Origin of the sequence: Bradyrhizobium sp. LMG 9283, assembly GCF_045571415.1 — a bacterium.
Taxonomy (GTDB): domain Bacteria; phylum Pseudomonadota; class Alphaproteobacteria; order Rhizobiales; family Xanthobacteraceae; genus Bradyrhizobium.
Genome location: NZ_CP120691.1, coordinates 6,052,411 through 6,072,181, shown reverse-complemented (window position 1 = coordinate 6,072,181; position 19,771 = coordinate 6,052,411). Strand labels below are relative to the sequence as shown.

14 protein-coding genes are annotated in these 19,771 nt (G+C 65.5%); 9 read left to right on the top strand and 5 right to left on the bottom strand.

Going from position 1 to position 19,771, the window contains the following annotated elements; genetic code table 11:
- Positions 1-22 precede the first annotated feature (22 nt).
- From P6U29_RS28645 to hpaH, 5 genes are all read right to left on the bottom strand, one after another.
- Positions 23-892: a fumarylacetoacetate hydrolase family protein gene (locus P6U29_RS28645; RefSeq protein WP_407113628.1), complete on the bottom strand. Its 870-nt coding sequence runs from the start codon at positions 890-892 to the stop codon at positions 23-25.
- Positions 892-1,875: a 3,4-dihydroxyphenylacetate 2,3-dioxygenase gene (hpaD, locus tag P6U29_RS28640; RefSeq protein ID WP_407113626.1), complete on the bottom strand. Its 984-nt coding sequence runs from the start codon at positions 1,873-1,875 to the stop codon at positions 892-894. Before hpaD ends, P6U29_RS28645 begins: the two co-directional genes overlap by 1 nt.
- 134 nt (positions 1,876-2,009) lie before the next feature.
- The gene (hpaE, locus tag P6U29_RS28635) at positions 2,010-3,548 is read right to left on the bottom strand and encodes a 5-carboxymethyl-2-hydroxymuconate semialdehyde dehydrogenase (protein WP_407113623.1); all 1,539 of its coding nucleotides are present in this window, start codon (positions 3,546-3,548) and stop codon (positions 2,010-2,012) included.
- Positions 3,541-3,939, bottom strand: coding sequence for a 5-carboxymethyl-2-hydroxymuconate Delta-isomerase (locus P6U29_RS28630; RefSeq protein WP_407113621.1), 399 nt, complete (start codon positions 3,937-3,939; stop codon positions 3,541-3,543). The genes hpaE and P6U29_RS28630 overlap by 8 nt, the downstream gene beginning before the upstream one ends.
- Before the next feature lie 29 nt (positions 3,940-3,968).
- Positions 3,969-4,775 carry a 2-oxo-hept-4-ene-1,7-dioate hydratase gene (gene hpaH, locus P6U29_RS28625; RefSeq protein WP_407113619.1) on the bottom strand — a complete coding sequence of 269 codons (807 nt, stop codon included), beginning with the start codon at positions 4,773-4,775 and terminating at the stop codon, positions 3,969-3,971.
- A gap of 111 nt (positions 4,776-4,886) precedes the next feature.
- Between hpaH and hpaR the strand changes: the two genes are divergently transcribed.
- The 9 genes from hpaR to P6U29_RS28580 all read left to right on the top strand — a co-directional run bounded on the left by hpaR (position 4,887) and on the right by P6U29_RS28580 (position 19,763).
- Positions 4,887-5,405, top strand: coding sequence for a homoprotocatechuate degradation operon regulator HpaR (gene hpaR / locus P6U29_RS28620; RefSeq protein ID WP_407113617.1), 519 nt, complete (start codon positions 4,887-4,889; stop codon positions 5,403-5,405).
- A gap of 115 nt (positions 5,406-5,520) precedes the next feature.
- Entirely contained in the window at positions 5,521-6,297 is a 777-nt protein-coding gene (locus P6U29_RS28615) for an HpcH/HpaI aldolase family protein (RefSeq protein WP_407113615.1), read from the top strand.
- Between the two features lie 165 nt (positions 6,298-6,462).
- Positions 6,463-7,986, top strand: coding sequence for a UxaA family hydrolase (locus P6U29_RS28610; protein WP_407113613.1), 1,524 nt, complete (start codon positions 6,463-6,465; stop codon positions 7,984-7,986).
- A 158-nt stretch (positions 7,987-8,144) separates the two neighbouring features.
- On the top strand, positions 8,145-11,414 hold the full coding sequence (locus P6U29_RS28605) for a DUF2126 domain-containing protein (RefSeq protein WP_407113612.1): 3,270 nt from the start codon (positions 8,145-8,147) through the stop codon (positions 11,412-11,414).
- A 27-nt stretch (positions 11,415-11,441) separates the two neighbouring features.
- A complete protein-coding gene (locus P6U29_RS28600; RefSeq protein WP_407113610.1) occupies positions 11,442-13,955 on the top strand; it encodes a circularly permuted type 2 ATP-grasp protein in 2,514 nt (837 codons plus the stop codon).
- Positions 13,952-14,827, top strand: coding sequence for a transglutaminase N-terminal domain-containing protein (locus tag P6U29_RS28595; RefSeq protein ID WP_407113608.1), 876 nt, complete (start codon positions 13,952-13,954; stop codon positions 14,825-14,827). The genes P6U29_RS28600 and P6U29_RS28595 overlap by 4 nt, the downstream gene beginning before the upstream one ends.
- A gap of 324 nt (positions 14,828-15,151) precedes the next feature.
- Entirely contained in the window at positions 15,152-15,979 is an 828-nt protein-coding gene (locus tag P6U29_RS28590; RefSeq protein WP_407113607.1) for a metal-dependent phosphohydrolase, read from the top strand.
- Positions 15,980-16,091: 112 nt separating this feature from the next.
- Positions 16,092-16,982 (top strand): alpha/beta fold hydrolase, encoded by an 891-nt coding sequence (locus P6U29_RS28585; RefSeq protein ID WP_407113605.1) that lies wholly within the window; start codon positions 16,092-16,094, stop codon positions 16,980-16,982.
- A 165-nt stretch (positions 16,983-17,147) separates the two neighbouring features.
- The gene (locus P6U29_RS28580) at positions 17,148-19,763 is read left to right on the top strand and encodes an ATP-binding protein (protein WP_407113603.1); all 2,616 of its coding nucleotides are present in this window, start codon (positions 17,148-17,150) and stop codon (positions 19,761-19,763) included.
- The last annotated feature ends 8 nt before the right edge of the window (positions 19,764-19,771 follow it).

Sequence of the window (19,771 nt, the reverse complement as noted above, 5' to 3'; positions counted from 1 at the left end):
ACTATTCCACTTTGGTTGCTGGTCAGGCTTCGTCGACGACGCCGTTGCGCAAGTGTCCGATGCCCTCGGCCGCGACCTCGATAACATCGCCCGGCTTGAGGTATCGCGGCGGATCGAACCACGCACCCGCGCCGGTCGGTGTGCCCGTGACGATGACGTCGCCGGGGACGAGCGTTGCGAAGATCGAGATATAGCTGATGAGGTAGCGGAACGGAAACATCAGCCGGCTGGTGCGATCGTCCTGCCTGAGCTCACCGTTGACATGCGTGGTGAGACGAATGTCCGCAATCTGCGATTCCGATGTGTAGGGCACGAGCCACGGGCCGAGGCTGCCGCTGGAGTCGAAGTTCTTGCCCTGGGTGACGTTGAACTTGGCGTGGCGCAGCCAGTCACGCACCGAGCCTTCGTTGCACAGCGTCAGCGCGGCGATGTGGTCGAGCGCGGCGCCTTCCGGAATGTGCCGGCCCTGCTTGCCGATCACCAGCACGATCTCGCCCTCATAGTCGAGCTGGTGTGAGGCGCGCGGGCGCACCAGCGGCGTGTCATGGCCGACAAAGGAGCGTGGGCTCCGCATGAACATGCTCGGATATTTCGGCGCCTCCTGGCCATCCCTGTACTCGGCGTTACGGTCGGGATAGTTGACGCCGATGCAGATGATCTTCTCCGGCGCGGGCACCGGCGGCAGCCAGGTGATCTCGCCGAGCGCGTGATCGGGCGCGCGGCCTGCGGCTTCCTCCGCAAGGCTTGCGAGCCTGCCTGCCGCGATCACCTCGCGCAGTGTCGGATAATCGCGGGCATGGCGCGCCGAAAGGTCGACGATGCCGCCGTCCACGACGGCGCCATAGCGGGTTGCACCCTTGACGGAATAGGTGGCGAGGCGGGGGAGTGTCATCAATCCGCCACCAGCACATCGGCCACGAATTTCGGCTCGCGCACAGCCTGGCCCGTAAAGGGCGAGCCCTGCTCGAACCATGAGCGCGGGGCCGGTGCGCCCCACAGCGTCTGGCGGCGCGGATCGCGCAGCGACCAGCGCAGCGGCTCGTGGTCGTGATCGCCGGTGAAATAGTCGCTGGTGTAGAGCTCGAGGCGGTGTCCGTCGGGATCGCGCACATAGAGGAAGAACGCATTCGAGATGCCATGGCGTCCCGGCCCGCGCTCGATGTTCTTCACAAAACCTTGCGAAGCCATGACGTCGCAGAGATGGATGATGTTCATCGCCGTCGGCGTCCAGTAGGCGAAGTGATGCAGCCGTGGGCCCTTGCCGTTGGTAATCGCAAAATCGTGGACATTGCCCTTGCGATGCATCCAGGCCGCGGCGATGCGCCCGTTCGGCCCGTCCTCCTCGGCATATTCGGTGAGACGAAAGCCGAGCCGCGCATAGAAATCGACGGTGTCCTGCACCTCGGCGGCGAAGACGTTGAAATGATCGAGCCGCTGCGGGTGGCAGCCGCGATAGAGATCGTAGCGGCGGAGCAAATGCGGTCGTCGCTCCATCGCCGAATAGAGCTCGATCTGGAAACCGAAGGGATCGGTGAATTGCAGCGTGCGGCCTTGGAACGGCTGGTCAGCGAAGGCGTAGGCGAGGCCGTGCTCCGAGACGAAAGCGGCGGCCTTGTCGAGATCTCCGTCATTGCCGACCTTGAAGCCGAGCCGGGCGCAGGCGGGCGCCGCTGCCTTGCGCAGCACCAGCGAGTGATGCTGGTGCTCCTCGGCCGCGCGCAAGTACACGACCTTATCGTCGGCGTCCTCGACATGCAGCCCGACGGTGGCCTCGTAGAACTCCCGGCTCAGCTTCAAATCGGTGACGTCGAGCACGACGTGGCTGGAGCGGATGATGTTGAACGGCGGCTCGAAGACGTGTTGCGGTACGGGCATGTTGCGTTTCCCCTCGTTAGGCCCCGTCATTCCGGGGCGGACCGCTAGGACCGAACTCGGAATCTCGAGGTTCTCAGGTGCGCAATTGCGCACCATAGTTCGATGCTTCGCATCGCGCCGGAACGACGGCGGTGCTAAATTCCCAGTCTCTGAATCTTGTGCGTGCCCCGCGCCAGCGAGACGTGCTTGGTTTCCATGTAGAAGTCGAACGAGTAGTCGCCGCCGTCGCGGCCGATGCCTGACGCCTTCATGCCGCCGAATGGCGTCGGCAGATGGCGGACGTTCTCCGAGTTCAGCCAGATCATGCCGGCCTCCAGCGCATCGGCAACGCGCAGCGCGCGGCCGACGTCGTTGGTCCAGACATAGCCGGTGAGACCATAGCGAATGTCGTTGGCGATCTCGACCGCGTCCTTTTCGTCCCTGAAGGGCAGCACGGTCAGGAACGGGCCGAACACCTCCTCCTGCGCCACGCGCATCTTGCCGTGCGCGCCGGTCACCAGCGTCGGCTCGACATAATGTCCGCCGCCCGGACCGTCATAGGCCTTGCCGCCCACCGCGATGGTGGCGCCGTCCTGGCGCGCGACGTCGAAATAGGAGCAGACCTTGGCGAGATGCCGCTCGTGGATCAGCGGCCCGATCTCGGTGGCAGGATCGAGGGGATGGCCGATCCTGAGCGCCTTTACGCGCGCGGTCAGCTTCTCCACGAATGTCTCGGCGATGCTCTGCTGGATCAGCAGGCGGCTGGAAGAGGTGCAGCGCTCGCCGTTGAGCGAGTAGATCATGAACACGACGGCATCGAGCGCGCGGTCGAGATCGGCGTCGTCAAACACGATCACGGGGTTCTTGCCGCCGAGCTCGAAATGCACGCGCTTCAAGGTTGGCGCTCCCTGAACCATGATCGCCGAGCCCGTCGCGCTCTCGCCGACGAAGCCGATCGCCTTGATGGCGGGATGCTCGGTCAAAGCCTTGCCCGCCTCTTCGCCAAAGCCGTGGACGGTGTTGAGCACGCCGTCGGGAACGCCGGCTTCCTTGACGAGCCTTCCCAGAACGGAGGCCGTCACCGGCGACCACTCGGCCGGCTTGTGAACGACGGTGCAGCCGGCGGCGAGCGCAGGGGCGATCTTCCAGGTCGAGAGCATGAACGGCGTGTTCCAGGGCGTGATCACGCCGACGGGGCCGATCGGCACGCGGGTCGAGATATTCCAGTGCTCGTCGCTCGGCGTGTTGAGACCGTCGCGCGCTTCGGCGCATTTGTCGGCAAAGAAGCGGAAATTCTCGGCGGCGCGGATCGCGGCCTTGGCCATGAAGCGATAGGCCTGCCCGGTGTCGATGCATTCGAGCACTGCGATGTCCTCGGCATTGTCCTCGATCGCATCAGCCACCCGATGCAGCAGCTTGCGCCGCATCGCTGGCCCCATGTCGCGCCAGGACTTGAAGGCGATCGCCGCGGCCGTTGCCACCCGATCGACATCCTCGGCATTGCCGCGTGCGACGCTTGCGAGCACCGCACCATCGACCGGCGACTTGGTCTCGAACGTCTCGCCCGAAATCGAGGCGACGGTCTTGCCGTCGATCAAATGGCCAATGCCGTCCGCGCGCAGTTTCTTCAGCAGCGGCGCGACGCGGTCGCGGTTGGCCTGGAACACATCGGCTTTCGGGGTGGGCTTATCCATGGGCAGCCTCCACTTTCAGGGCGTCGTGGATATTGTTGCGCTTCCAGCTGGTGTCCTTGTCGTTGATCTGCATGTCGAAGGACAAAGCGAACTTGCTGGCGGCGAAGACGGGATCGAGATGCCTTGAGAGTGCCTGGAAGATGTGCTCGCCGGCTTTCTGACGCGTGGGAAGATCGCGGCCTTCGCCGATGCGCAACACCATATCGAGAAAGCCGTAATCCTGCCGCGCGTCCGCAATCGCATAATGCTCGCAGCGGATAGCGCGAACGCGGATGCCGCCGAGCGGGAAGATGCCGGTCTCGACCGCCGCCTTGCGCACCACCTCGCACACCGCGGCGATGTCGAGACGGCCATCGAGATTGGCCGAATATTCGATCGTGAAATGCGGCATCGCGGTTTCACTCCCTGTCTTGTTCTTCTTCAGGTGAAGTAGCAGCTCACCGAGCCGTAGGCGCCATAGTCGGCTCGAATTGTGTCGCCCTTGCGGGTTTCGATCGGACGGATGAAGGAGCCGGCGAGCACGACCTGACCGGGCTCCAGCGCAAGGCCGAGCGGCGCGATCTTGTTCGCAAGCCACGCCACGGCGGTTGCGGGATGATTGAGCACGCCGGCGGCAAGGCCGGTTTCTTCCAGCTGGCCGTTCTTGAAGCAGAGCGCCCCGATCCAGCGCAAATCGGCGTCGAGCGGACGGATCGGCCGGCCGCCGAGCACGATACCGGCATTCGCCGCATTGTCGGCGATGGTGTCGAAGATTTTTCGCGTCGCTTTCGTCTTGGGATCGACGCGCTCGATCCTTGTGTCCAGAATCTCCAGCGCCGGCACGACGAATTCGGTGGCGTTGAGCACGTCGAACATCGTGCAATTGGGCCCTGCGAGCCGCTTGCTCATGACGAAGGCGAGTTCGGCCTCGACCCGCGTCGCGATGAAGCGCTCGGTCGGGATGATCCCGCCATCGGCGAAGAACATGTCGTCGAGCAGCACGCCGGAATCCGGCTCGTCGATATTGAGCGCGCTCTGCATCGCCTTGGAGGTCAGGCCGATCTTGTGGCCCTTGACGAGGCGCCCCTCCGCGATCTTGACGTCGACCCAGGCCTTCTGAATCGCGTAGGCATCAGCGATGGTGATGTCAGGGAAATCCTGCGAGAGCTGGCGAATCTGCGTGCGGGTCTTCTCCGCCTGGTGCAGACGCCTCGCGCAAGCCTGGATATCGTCGTTGGAAAGCGCCATTCGTCATCATACAAATCGTGGTGTCCGGAGATACTTAACATGTTAAGTGAATGCGTCAAACAGAATCTGAGCTTGCTGCACTGCAAACGTTTTGCGGTCTGAAAGAGCGTCATGAGCAAGAGACCGGCTGACCCCGCCAATGGAAGCGCGCCTGCCGCCCGCCAGGTCCCGATGCGCGACTTCTCGCGCTCGCTGCCGATGTCGCTGCTCAGGGCGCGCGAGGCGGTGATGCGGCAGTTCCGTCCCTCGCTGCGCGAGCATGGCCTCACCGAGCAGCAATGGCGCATCCTGCGCGCGCTCGCCTCCATGGAGGCCGCCGAGGTCACGGAACTCGCGCGCACCGCTTTTCTGCTCGGGCCGAGCTTGTCGCGCATCCTGCGCGATCTCGAGGCCCGCAATCTGATCGAGCGCAAGATCGCCAAAGCGGACCAGCGCCGTAGCATGGTGTCGATCTCGAAGGAGGGCGTGAAGCTGATGGCCTCGGTGGCACCGACGTCGGAAGCGATTTATGCCGAGATCACGCGGCGCTTTGGCGCACGCAAGCTCGCCGAATTGCAGGAGATGCTCGGCGAACTCGAACACAGCCTTGCCGGGCTGGGAAGCGCGGATGATACCCTCGCGGAGGGATGAACCCAGATATGCGTGCGTGCGCGGCCAGAGCCATGGACATTCACGCTTTTTTTCGCTCAAAGTGCGGCCCAGCGCGATCCGCGGCGAGTGAGAGCAATAGGGAAGGAAAGGCAACGTGGCGAACAAAGTCAAAGAGATCTGGAAGTCGGGCAAGGCCGTCGTCAACGCGTGGCTTGCGATTCCCTCCGGCTTCTCGGCCGAGATGATCGCGCAATGCGGCTTCGACAGCGTCACCGTCGACATGCAGCATGGCGTGCAGGACTATCTCTCGATGGTGCAGTGCTTCCAGGCCATGGACAAGCATCCGATCACGCCGATGGTCCGCGTGCCCTGGAACGAGCCCGGCATCATCGGCAAGGTGCTCGATGGCGGCGCCTATGGCGTGATCTGCCCGATGGTCAACACGCCGCAGGAGGCCAGGAACCTGGTCTCCTATGCGAAATATCCGCCGAAGGGCGTGCGCTCCAACGGCCCGATCCGCGCCGGCATGTACGGCACCGCCGGCTCCTACCAGAAGACGGCCAACGACGAGATCGTGCTGCTGCCGATGATGGAGACCAGGACCGCGGTCGAGAACATGGAAGCGATCCTCGACGTCGAAGGCATCGACGGCGTCTATATCGGCCCGTCCGATCTCGGCTTCTCCTACGGCCTCGAGCCCAAGCTCGATCGCACCGAGCCCGAGATCCTCGCGATCTACGAGAAGATCATCAAGGAATGCGGCAAGCGCGGCCTCAACCCCGGCATCCATTGCAGCGGCGCCGAAGGCGCGGCACGCGCCATCAACATGGGCTTCAAGCTGGTGACGCTGTCGAACGAGGTCGGCCTGATGACGACCTATGCCAAGATGCAGGTGAATGCGACCCGCAAGGAATCGGGCGGGAAGGCCTGAGCGATCTCTGTGTCCCGGACGCGGTGCGGCGCGTAGCGCTGCGCCGCAGAGCCGGGACCCAGTTGCAAGCGACACGCATGACGTAACACTGGGCCCCGGATCAGCAGCGCATCGCGCTGCGCAGCGTCCGGGGCACGATACTTTAAAGACCCAAGGAGACCTCCCATGACCATCAGTCCCGTCATCCGCCTGCATCCCGATGATGGCGTGGTGATCGCGCGCGCGAGCCTGCCGCCGGGAACCGTGGTCGCAGACGGCGTGACCACGGTCGATCGCATTCCCTCCGGCCACAAGGTCGCGATCAAGCCGATCGCAATGGGCGAGCCGGTCAAGCGCTACGGCCAGATCATCGGTTTTGCCACCCAGGCCATCGCGCCGGGCCAGCACGTGCACACCCAGAACTGCGGCATGGGCGATTTCGCCAAGGACTATGCCTATTGCGCCGATGTCAAGCCGACGCCGAATTTCGACCTGCCGGCGACCTTCGAAGGTATCCGCCGCCCGGACGGCCGCGTCGCCACGCGCAACTATATCGGCATTCTCACCTCGGTGAATTGCAGCGCGCATGTCGCGAGCCTCGTTGCCGACGTCTTCAAGAAGAATCCGTTCACCGGCGACAATCCGCTCGCCGACTTCCCCAATGTCGACGGCGTGGTCGCGCTGACCCACAAGACCGGCTGCGGCATGACGCAGAACGAGCCGCTGGCGCTGCTCCGCCGCACGCTCGGCGGCTACGCGCGGCACGTCAATTTCTCTCATGTCATCGTGCTCGGCCTTGGCTGCGAGGTGAACCAGATCGGTGGCCTGATGGAAGAGCAGAAGCTCGCCGGCCGCCTGCGTGCGATGGACATCCAGGAGGTCGGCGGTACGCGCAAGACGGTCGAAGCGGGCATCGCCTTCGTGCGCGAGGCGCTCGCCGACGCCAACAAGGTCAAGCGCGAAACGGTGCCGGCGAGCGAATTGACCGTGGCGCTGCAATGCGGCGGCTCGGACGGCTATTCCGGCGTGTCCGCCAATCCCGCGCTGGGTGCGGCCAGCGATCTCATCGTGCGTCACGGTGGCACCGTGATCCTGTCGGAGACGCCGGAGACCTACGGCGCCGAGCATCTGCTCACGCGCCGCGCAGTCAGCCGCGAGGTCGGCGAGAAGCTCGTCGATCTCATGCGCTGGTGGGACGAATACACCGCGCGCGAAGGCGCCGAGATGAACGCCAATCCGAGCCCCGGCAACAAGGCCGGCGGCCTCACCACCATTTTGGAAAAGTCGCTCGGCGCGATGGCGAAGGCCGGCACCACCAACCTCGTCGAGGTGCTGCGCTACGCCGAGCCCGTCACCAAGAAGGGCTTCGTGTTCATGGATACGCCCGGCTACGATCCCGTGGCTGCGACGGGGCAGGTCGCCGGCGGTGCCAACCTCGTCTGCTTCACCACCGGCCGCGGCAGCGTGTTCGGATGCAAGCCGGCGCCCTCGATCAAGCTCGCCACCAACACGCCCATGTACAAGCGCATGGAAGAGGACATGGACGTCAATTGCGGCACCATCCTCGAAGGCGGGGAGAGCGTCGAGCAATGCGGCCAGCGCATCTTCGATCTCATACTCAAGACTGCCTCGGGCCAGCCGACCAAGAGCGAGAGTTTTGATTTCGGCGGCGCCGAGTTCGCGCCATGGGTGATAGGCGCGACGATGTGACGAGGGAATCCGAATAGGGAGTAGCGAATAGGGGCGTCGCTGCACCATTCGCTACTCGCCATTCGCCCGTGCCGTAGGCACGCTCTGCCCGTTGTTAATGCTTGATCGTGGTCACCAGCGGTGTTCTGCTCAAAAAAGCTGCTGGAGCACCGCACACCGTGTCGATCTACGTCGCGCTACACCACGTCACGCATTACAAATACGACCGTCCGATCGACCTTGGTCCGCAGACCATCCGCTTGCGGCCGGCGCCGCACACGCGGACGCCGATCCTGAGCTATTCGCTCAAGGTCACGCCATCAAATCATTTCGTGAACTGGCAGCAGGACCCGCAAGGCAACTGGCTTGCACGCTATGTCTTTCCGGAGAAGACCACCGAGCTGAAATTCGAGGTCGACTTCACCGCGCAGATGACCGTGGTGAACCCGTTCGACTTTTTCGTCGAGCCCTATGCCGACAGTTTTCCGTTTGACTATCCGAAGGACCTGAAGACGGAGCTCGCGCCTTATCTCGAGACCATCAAGCCCGATCGCCTGTTCGCCAAATTTCTCGACTCGATCCCGCACGAAGCCCCGAATACCGTCAACTTCCTGGTCGAGCTCAATCGCGAGCTCCAGAAGAAGATCCGCTACATCATCCGCATGGAGCCGGGCGTGCAGACGCCGGAGGAGACGCTCGCCTCCTGCGCAGGATCGTGCCGCGACTCTGCCTGGCTGCTGATCCAGACCTTGCGCCATCTCGGTCTCGCCGCCCGCTTCGTCTCCGGCTATCTGGTCCAGATCCGTCCCGACATCGATCCGATCGAGGGACCGCCCGAAGTCGAGAACGATTTTACCGATCTGCACGCCTGGGCCGAGGTCTATCTGCCCGGCGCGGGCTGGATCGGATTCGACGCGACCTCCGGCATGCTCGCGGGCGAGGGGCATATCCCGGTGGCCGCCACGCCGCATTATCGTTCGGCTGCGCCGATCTCCGGCGGCGCCGGCTTTGCCGAGGTCGAGTTCGCCTTCGACATGAGCGTCAAGCGCATCCGCGAGGCGCCGCGCATCACAAAGCCGTTCTCCGACGAGTCCTGGGCGCGGCTCAACGATCTCGGCGAGCAGGTCGACGGCGATCTCGCAGCCCAAGACGTGCGGCTCACCATGGGCGGCGAGCCGACCTTCGTCTCGGTCGACGATCTCGAGGCGGGTGAGTGGAATACGGAAGCTGTCGGCCCGACCAAGCGCGCGCTTGGCGACGATCTGATCCGCCGCCTGCGCACGCGCTTCGCGCCCGGCGGCCTTTTGCATTACGGCCAGGGCAAATGGTATCCGGGCGAGAGCCTGCCGCGCTGGGCCTTCGGCCTCTACTGGCGCAAGGACGGCGTCCCGATCTGGAAGAACGCCGATCTCATCGCGAAGATCGCGAACCCGCGGCGGCCCGAGCTCAGGGACGCCGAGGCCTTCATGGAGGGCACGGCCGCGCGGCTCGGGCTCGATCTCGGCTACATCATGCCGGCCTATGAGGACCCGGCCTATTGGCTGATGAAAGAGGCCGACCTTCCGATCAATGTCGACCCAACAGACTCGAAATTGTCCGATCCCGAGGCGCGGGCGCGCATGGCGCGGGTGTTCGACCAGGGCCTGACCACGCCACGCGGCTTCGTGCTACCGATCCAGCGCTGGAATGCGCCGCCGCGCTGGCGCAGTGAGCGCTGGCCGCTCCGGCGCAATCATCTGTTCCTGACGCCGGGCGATTCTCCGCTCGGCCTGCGCCTGCCGATGGGCTCGCTCGGCTACGTCCCGCCGAACCAGTATCCCTACATCGTCGAGCAGGATCCAATGGAGCCGCGCGGCAAGTTGCCGGTGTTCACCCGCATCGCACGCCCGCCGTCTCCGCCGCGCACCGTGCCTGAACATCTCAACACCACGATTCCCGTCCGCACCGCGATGGCGGTGGAGATTCGCGATGGCGTGATCTGCGCCTTCATGCCGCCGGTCGAGCGCATCGAGGATTATCTCGAGCTGGTCTCGGCACTCGAAGACACCGCCGAGGAGATGCAGCTTCCCGTTCATGTCGAGGGCTACCCGCCGCCATTCGATCCGCGCATCGAGGTGATCAAGGTGACGCCCGATCCTGGTGTCATCGAGATCAACATCCAGCCGGCCAGGAGCTGGCGCGATGCGGTCGAGATCACCTCCGGCCTCTATGAGGACGCGGCGAAAGTCCGCCTCGGCGCCAATCGCTTCCTGGTCGACGGCCGTCACACCGGCACCGGCGGCGGCAATCACGTCGTGGTCGGCGGCTCGAGCCCACAGGACTCGCCGTTCCTGCGCCGGCCTGATCTGCTGAAGAGCCTCGTGCTATACTGGCAGCGGCATCCGTCGCTGTCCTATTTCTTCTCCGGCCTCTTCATCGGCCCGACCAGCCAGGCGCCGCGCATCGACGAAGCCCGCCACGACAGCATCTACGAGCTCGAGATCGCGCTCTCGCACGTGCCGCCGCCGGGTTATCAGACGCCGCTGTGGCTGGTGGACCGGCTGTTCCGCCATCTGCTCGTCGACATCACCGGCAACACCCACCGTGCCGAGATCTGCATCGACAAGCTCTATTCGCCGGAGGGGCCGACCGGCCGGCTCGGCCTTGTCGAATTCCGCGCGCTTGAAATGCCGCCGGATCCGCGCATGTCGCTGGCGCAGCAGCTCCTGATCCGCGCCCTGATCGCAAAGTTCTGGCGCGAGCCGCTGGCCGGCAAGTTCGTGCGCTGGGGCACCGCGCTGCACGACCGCTTCATGCTGCCGCATTTCATCTGGGAAGATTTTCTCGACGTGCTCGGCGAGCTGAAGCAATCAGGTTATCCGTTCGAGCCGGAATGGTATCTGGCCCAGCTCGAATTCCGCTTCCCAGCCTTCGGCCGGGTCCATCATGGCGGCGTGACGCTGGAGCTGCGCCAGGCGCTGGAGCCCTGGCACGTGCTCGGCGAGGAGGGCTCGGCCGGCGGCACCGTGCGCTATGTCGACTCGTCGGTCGAGCGGCTCCAGGTCAAGGCGGAAGGCTTCGTCGAAGGCCGCCACGTCATCACCTGCAACGGCCGTCGCCTGCCGATGACCCCGACCGGACGCTCGGGAGAGGCGGTGGCCGGCGTCCGCTTCAAGGCTTGGCAGCCGGCCTCCGGCCTGCACCCGACCATTCCAGTTCACGCGCCCCTGACCTTCGACCTGATCGACACCTGGAACGGCCGCTCGCTCGGCGGCTGCGTCTACCACGTTGCCCATCCCGGCGGACGCAATTACGACACCAAGCCGGTCAACACCTATGAGGCCGAGGCGCGGCGGCTGGCGCGCTTCCAGGACCACGGCCACACCCCGGGTCCGATGCAGCCGCCGCCCGAGGAACGCACAAATGAGTTTCCGCTGACCCTCGACTTGCGGACCCCGCTCCTGCAATGAGTATGATGCGGGGGCAGGGAGAGGCGCATGGCCGAGGGCGCAGCCGAAGACAACGACCAGGCGGGCAGGGTACAAGCCCAGCAGCGGATCGCGCAATGGGTCCGCGACTATAGCCGCCTGCCCGGCATCCCCGACGAGTTCCTCGGGCCCGACGGTACGCCGCGCGCAGTCTGGAGCCGCTTCTTCGACGCCTTCGGCGCGCTTGCGCCCGACGAGATCGAGCGGCGCTTCGGCATGGCCGATCGTCATCTCCGCGAGGCCGGCGTCACCTACCGCGCGCCCGGCGACAGCGCCGACCGGCCCTGGTCGATCAGCCACCTGCCGCTTTTGATCGACGAGGCCGACTGGCAGCAGCTTTGCGCCGGCATCACCCAGCGCGCCGAGCTGCTCGAGCGCGTGCTGCGCGACATCTATGGCGAGGGCCGGCTCGTCACCGAAGGCGCGCTGCCTGCGGCGGCGATCGCCGGCAGCCCGGAATATCTCCGTCCCGTCTGCGGCGTGCCGCCTCCTGGCGGGCGCTATCTCTCGATCTATGCCGCCGACGTCGGCCGTGGCCCCGACGGCCGCTGGTGGGTGCTCGGCGATCGCACCCAGGCGCCGTCGGGTGCGGGCTACGCGCTGGAGAACCGCCTGGTGCTCTCGCGCGCCTTCTCCGATCTCTACAAGTCGATGAACGTGCCGCGCGTCGCGCCGTTCTTCGAGGCATTCCGCGACTCGCTTCGCGCGCGCGCCGACCGCGACGAGCCGCGGATCGGGGTGCTCACCCCCGGCAGCTTCAGCGAGACCTATTTCGAGCATGCGACGCTGGCGCGCTATCTCGGCTTCCTGCTGGTCGAGGGCGACGATCTCGCGGTCAGCGACAACCGCGTCCACATCCGCACCGTCGCCGGGCTCAAGCGGTTGGATGTGCTTTTGCGCCGGGTCGATTCCAATTCGCTCGATCCGCTCGAGCTCGATGCCTCCTCGCGGCTGGGCGTGCCTGGCCTGATCGACGTGCTGCGCAAGGATGGCGTCGTCGTCGCCAACATGCCGGGCTCGGGCGTGCTGGAGGCGCGGGCGCTGCTCGGTTTCCTGCCGGCGCTGAGCCGCCGCCTGCTCGGCGAAGACCTGAAGATGCCGCACATCGCGACCTGGTGGTGCGGCCAGCGCCGGGCGCGCGACGAGGTGCTGGCAAGGCTCGACGAAGTCGCGATCGAAGGGGCATATCGGCGCGGCGTTCCCGGCTTTGAGAGCAATGGTCCGGTGCTCGCGAGCGAGCTGGATGCCGCCGAGCGCCAGCGCCTGGTCGATGCGATTACAGCGCGCGGCATGGACTATGTCGGCCAGGAGGTAGTGCGGCTCTCGACCATGCCGGTGTGGGAGCATGGGCAGATCACGCCGCGTCCTTTCGTGCTGCGGGTGTTTGCCGCCGCAACGCCCGACGGCTGGGCCATCATGCCCGGCGGATTCTGCCGGATCGCCGAGCAGCCGGACGCACGCGCGGTGTCCATGGGCGACGGCGCGCGCGCCGCTGACGTCTGGGTCGTCTCCGACAAGCAGGTCTCGACCGCGACGCTGCTGCCCGCGACCGACAAGGTGCGCATCCGCCGCATCGCCGGCGTGCTGCCGAGCCGCGCCGCCGACAATCTGTTCTGGCTCGGCCGCTATCTCGAGCGCGCCGAGGCGACGCTGCGGCTGGTGCGCGCTTTGGGCTCGCCGAGCGGGCCCAACAAGGGCACTGCGGCCTCGGTGCAATCGGCCGAGCGCATCCAGCGCATGCTGGTGGCCTGGGGCGCGGTCTCGCAGACCTCGCGCACCGCGCCCGGGCGCATCGTCGCAGAAGCGTTGCAGAGTCCGGACCGTTTCGGCTCGGCCCTGTCGCTGGTGCGCGCGGCCCAGCGCACGGCGACGTCCTTGCGCGAGCGGCTGTCGCCCGATGCCTGGCAGGTCATCACCGAGATGGCCGAGCGTCTCGCTTACGAAGTGGAGGATGACGACAGCGTGCTGAGCGCGGCCGAGCTGACCTTGCAGGAGCTCGCGAGCTTCGCAGGCCTCGCGCAGGAGAACATGAACCGCGCCGCCGGCTGGCGCTTCCTCGACATCGGCCGCCGCACCGAGCGCGCCATCAACACCACGCGCTTCACGCGGCAGTTCGCCTATGACGAGGCCGGCGACGAGGATCTCGACATCCTGCTGACGCTGGTGGATTGCCAGATCACCTACCGCTCGCGTTATCTGCTGGCGCCGATTCTGGCTCCGGTGCGCGACCTCGCGGTGCTCGACCCCTACAATCCGCGGTCGGTGGCGTTCCAGGTGACGACGCTGAACGAGCACATTGCCGCGCTGCCGAGCCTGAAGGAGCACGGCCTTATCGAGAAGCCGCAGCGGCTTGCGATGGCGATGCAGGCGATGCTCGCGACCGCGGAGGCCGAGAAGCTCGAGGTCAAGACGCTGTTCGCACTGGAGCAGGATCTGCTCAGCCTCGCCGACGCGATCGGGCAGCACTACTTCCCGCACGGTCCCAATGCCAGCCGGCCGGAAAAGCTGACGGGGCTGGCGTGATCTACGACATCCGTCACGTCACCACCTACGAGTACGAGAATCCCGTCAGCTTCGCTCGCTGCACGCTGCGACTGGAGCCCAGGGGCGGCGGCCAGGAGCTGATCTCGCACAATGTCGAGATACATCCACGCCCGGCCGAGCGCAATGTGCGGCGCGACTTCTTCGGCACGCTGACCGAGAGCGTGGTGATCGAAGCCGCGCATCGCAATTTGCGCATCGACTCGCGTTCGCGCGTCTCGGTGTCGCGCCAGCCGCCGGCGCGCGATGCCAGCAGCCCGCTTTGGGAGACCATTCGCGACATCGCGTTCGAAGCAACCAGCCTCGGGCCGTCTTCGCCGGTCGGCTATGTCTTCGCCAGCCCGCTAGTGCCGGTGCTGCGCCCGGTCAGCGCCTTTGCGGCGGAAAGTTTTCCGCCTGGCGCGGGTATCCTCAAAGGTGCGATCGACCTCATGCATCGCATTCGCAACCAGTTTCGCTACGACCCCAAGGCCACTGTGATCTCGACGCCACTAAACGAGGTCTTCGACAAGCGCCACGGCGTCTGTCAGGACTTTGCCCATGTGATGATCGCAGGGCTGCGCGGGCTCGGTCTTCCGGCCGCCTATGTCAGCGGATACCTGCGTACCATTCCGCCGCCGGGCCAGCCGCGTTTGCAGGGCGCCGATGCCACCCACGCCTGGGTCTCGCTGTGGTGCGGGGCGGAGCTTGGCTGGGTCGATCTCGATCCGACCAACGATCTCCTGATTGGCAACGATCATATCGTGCTTGCAATGGGGCGCGATTTTTCCGACGTCTCGCCGGTCGACGGCATCATCGTCGGCTCGCCCAAGCAGAAGCTCGGCGTCGCCGTCGACGTGCTGCAGGTGGAGTAGCCGGCGGCCGCCGCCGTCCGCGCCCCGAAGACGATGCAGGCGCATGCGCCAGGCTGCGGTCCATTGCGGCGGCCTGTCGTCCGCGCCCGATAAAGCCAATTTGAATTCCGCGCCTGGGCCGGAGCCCTCGACTGGTCGACCCGGCCGTATCGCGTCGCGACCGCAACGGCGGTCTCGCAGGGGCAAGAGCAACATAATTTGCGTATTTGGGGGCCGGGATTTGGTCACCCGGCCCAAGATGGGCTATGCTCCCTGCTGCGTCGAGGACAGGAATGAGACGTCGGGAGACGGCATGGGACACCAGCGGCGGATGGGGCTGCATCCATGATGACCTTACCCAGACTGGCGGCCGAATCCCTGGAGGAATTCCTCGGCAAGTTCCTCCGTCGCCGGTACGATGAAACTGCTGCGAGCATCGTGGAGAGCGCGACGCGCACCGCGATGGAATGCATCGGCAACAGCGATGCGCTTTATCACAACATCGAGCATACGATGCTAGTGACGCTGGCAGCCCAGGCAATCCTCCGCGGCCGAAGCCTTCATACCCATTTGTCGGCCGAGGATTACGTTCATGTCCTGATCGCCTGCCTCGCTCACGACATCGGCTATGTGCGGGGCCTGTTCGAGGAGGACGATGAGGACGGCTTCCTGGTCGACGCCGCCGGCACCAAGGTTTCACTGCCGCGGGGCGCATCGGATGCCGGCCTGATGATGTATCACGTCGATCGCTCGAAATTGTACGTGATGCGGCGACTGCGGCATATTCCGGGACTCGATCCGGAACGCGTCGCTAGCGCCATCGAAGGCACGCGGTTTCCCGCTCAGCAAGGCCAGGACTATGACGACGAAGCCTCGATCCTGCGCGCGGCCGACTTCATCGGGCAACTCGGCGATCCCAACTATCTGCGCAAGGCCAACGCGCTCTATTACGAATTCGAGGAGGTCGGCATCAATCGCCAGCTCGGCTACGACTCGCCGGCCGATATCGTCAACCGCTATCCGCAATTCTATTGGAACAGCGTCGCGCCGCACATCCAGACCGAGATCGGTTATCTCAACAAGACCGAGATCGGCCGGCAATGGATCGCCAATCTCTACAGCAACGTCTTCCGCGCCGAACGCGACATCCCGCTGTCAGGGCCGCAGAAATAGATCGGGCTCTCGTAGCCCGGATGAGCGCAGCGATATCCGGGGCCGGTGGCGCAAAGTCCCGGATGTCGCTTCGCTCATCCGGGCTACGACCGCGTACTTCCGTGAGCCAACCATGCAACAAAAAGCCATCACCACGGATGTCCTCGAGATCACCTATCGCGAATACGGCGCGCCGGACGGCTGGCCGTGCATCCTCGGCCACGGCTTTCCCTATGACGTGAACGCCTATGCGGAGGCCGCGCCCCTGATCGCACAAGCCGGCGCACGCGTGCTGGTGCCCTGGCTGCGCGGCTACGGGCCGACGCGGTTTCGCTTCCCCGAGACGCTGCGCTCCGGCGAGCAGGCAGCGCTCGGTGCCGATCTGCTCGCCTTCATGGATGCGCTCGGGATCGCGCGCGCAATCGTCGGCGGCTATGACTGGGGCGGACGCGCGGCTTGCGTGGTCTCGGCGCTCTATCCGGAGCGCGTGATCGGGCTCGTCTCCGGCAATTCCTACAACATCCAGAACATCGCCCGCGCCATGGAGCCGGCTTCGCCGCCGGAGGAGGCGGCGCTCTGGTATCAATATCTCTTCCACAACGAGCGCGGCCGCCGTGCGTTGGAGCGCAACCGCCGCGGCTTTGCGCGCCAGCTCTGGGCGATGTGGTCGCCGAAATGGACATTCGATGACGCGACGTTCGAGACAAGCGCTGTGTCCTTCGACAATCCCGATTTCGTCGACGTCGTAATTCACTCCTATCGCCACCGTTACGGGCTGGTGGCGGGCGATCCCGCCTATGCCCCGATCGAGGCCCAGCTTGCCGCGCAGCCGCCGATCCGCATCCCGACCATCGCAATCGACGGCGACAGCGACGGCGTCAATCCCGGCACCGCCCACCACGCGCGCAAGTTCGAGGGATCTTTCGAACGGCGCGTCTTTACCGGCGCCGGTCATAACCTGCCGCAGGAACGGCCGGCCGAATGGGCGCAGGCCGTGCTCGACGTGCGCAGGGCGGCCGAATAGGTGTCCGCACATCGCTGCTCCCCCCGGGGGATCCCAGATGCTCGGCAATTGACCGGACCGCCGCGTCACACGTATAGATTGCACGTAGTGCGGAAAAAGGAGACAACTCGCAGAGCTTGATTCTGCATCATCTCCCCTGGAGGCGATGTTTCCTGCGGTGGCGACATGGGCACGGCGACCAGGTCCCTGAATTTGTCGTTCAGCATCGTCGGCGTGCTGATGGCCTTTGGCGTCGGCAGCGCGGCGCTGCTTGTGGCTGGACGACGGGATTATCCGGAACTCCACACCGTGCTCGACACCAGCATCGCGCTCATCACGGGCCTGCTGGCACTGCTGCTCTGGGATATGGGCGCACGAAGCAAGCAGCCGCTCCTGACGCGGCTCGCAATCGCCTTCGGTGTCACCTTCGTCCTCGAGTTCCTCCACGTCCTGGTGATTGTGGAATGGTCGGGGCCGCTGGCGTTCCTCATGCAGCTGCGGGGATTTCTCCGGCCCGCGACCTGGCCGCCGGCGGCCCACATCCTCGCGATCGGGATTCTCGCCACGATCTGGTCGTCGCGGCGGCAGCCGGCAGGCGTGACGGCGTTCGCATTGTTCATGGCGGGCTTGGCCGTGCTGCTGGTCGTGATCTTCCAGCGCCTTCCGCCGTATCGTCCTGCGGGCCTGCTGGATATCACCCGACCGGTGTTGATCCTGGCGCCGCCATTGTGGGCGGTCACGTGCGTCCTGTGCTGGCGGTTGCGAATGGCGGACCGGATCTTCCAGCCGCTGGCCTTGATGGGCGCTGTCGTTCTGCTCGGCCACGTCGCGATGCTGTATTCGCAGGCGCCGCACGACACCGAGGCGATGGTCGCTCACCTCGGCAAGGTGGCGGGGCGCCTCATCCTGCTGCTCTCGATCATGCGGATGGCCTCGTCCGACATGCTGGAGCGGATCCGGGCAGAAGCCCAGCTCGCGCGCTTGAACGAGGAGCTGGAACGACGCGTCGAGGAGCGGACCGTACAGCTCGCCTCCGCCAACCACGCCCTGGAATCCGAGATCCGCGTGCGCCGGCTCGCGGAGCAGAAGGCCCAGGCCCAGCTCGCCCGGCTGAGCCTGTTACATCAGATCACCCGCGCGATCGGCGAACGGCAGGATATCAAGAGCATCTTCCAGGTGGCGATCCGCAGCATCGAGGACCAGTTGCCGGTGGATTTCGCCGCCTTGTGCTTGCACGACACGGTCGATCATGTGTTGACGGTGGAATGCGTCGGGCTCAGGAGCGGCGCCGTTGCGCTGGAACTGGCGATGCCGGAACGTTCGCGGATCGCCATTGACGAGAATGGCCTCTCCCGGTGCGTGCTGGGCCAGCTCGTCTACGAGCCGGAGATCGCGCAATCGCCATTTCCGTTCCCGATGCGGCTCGCTCGCGGCGGGTTGCATGCGATGGTACTGGCGCCACTCCAGGTCGAGAGCCGGGTGTTCGGCGTTCTCGTCGCCGCACGTAAGGAGAAGGAGAGCTTCAGCAGTGGCGAGTGCGAATTCCTGCGGCAGCTCAGCGAGCATGTCGCGCTCGCCGCCCATCAGGCGCAACTCCATGGCGCCCTTCACCAGGCCTATGAGGATCTGCGGCAGACGCAGCAGGCCGTGATGCAGCAGGAGCGGCTGCGCGCGCTCGGGCAGATGGCCAGCGGCATCGCGCACGACATCAACAACGCGTTGTCGCCGGTGTCGCTCTATACCCAATCGTTGCTGGAGGTGGAGCCGAATCTCAGCCCGCGCACCAGGGAGTATCTGGAGACGATTCAGCGGGCGGTGGAAGACGTCGCACATACGGTCACGCGCATGCGCGAATTTTATCGTCAGCGCGAGCCGCAGCTGACGCTGATGCCGGTCCGGCTCAACGAGCTGGTGCAGCAGGTCATCGACCTGACGCGGGCGCGCTGGAGCGACATGCCGCAGCTGCGCGGTACCGTGATCTCGTTACGCAGCGAGCTTGCGGAGCGATTGCCAGCGGTCTCGGGTGTGGAGAGCGAGATCCGCGAAGCGTTGATCAATCTCATCTTCAATGCCGTCGATGCGCTGCCAGCCGGTGGGACGCTGACGCTGCGCACGAGGCTCCTGCGCGGTGCGGACGGGCAAGACCGGGTGCGGATCGAGATCGGCGATGACGGCGTCGGCATGAGCGAGGAAACCCGCCGGCGCTGTCTCGAGCCGTTCTTCACGACGAAGGGAGAGCGCGGCACCGGATTGGGCCTTGCCATGGTCTACGGAGTCGCCAGGCGCCACAATGCCGAGATCGACATCGACAGTGCGGTTGGCCGGGGCACCGTCGTCGCGCTGAGCTTTCCGGTGCCGGAACCGCCGTCACCGTCCGGCGCGCCGTTGCGCGACGTGCCTGAACGCGCGAGGCCGGCGCGCCTGCGCCTCCTGCTGGTCGACGACGACCCGATGCTGCTCAGGTCATTGTGCACCACGCTGGAGGCGGAGGGGCACGTCATCGTGACGGCAAATGACGGCGCTGCCGGAATCGCGGCGTTCTGCGCCGCCGCCGAGCGTGGCGAGACCTTCGCTGCCGTGATCACCGATCTCGGCATGCCGAATGTCGACGGGCGCAAGGTGGCGAACACCATCAAGAGCCTCTCGTCCACGACACCCGTGATCATGTTGACCGGCTGGGGCAAGCGCCTCACGTCCGAAGACGACATTCCGCCGCATGTCGACTACGTCCTCAGCAAGCCGCCGAAGCTTCGCGAGTTGCGCGAGACGCTGGTACGATGCTGCGGGCCCGCCAGCGCGTGAGGCCGATG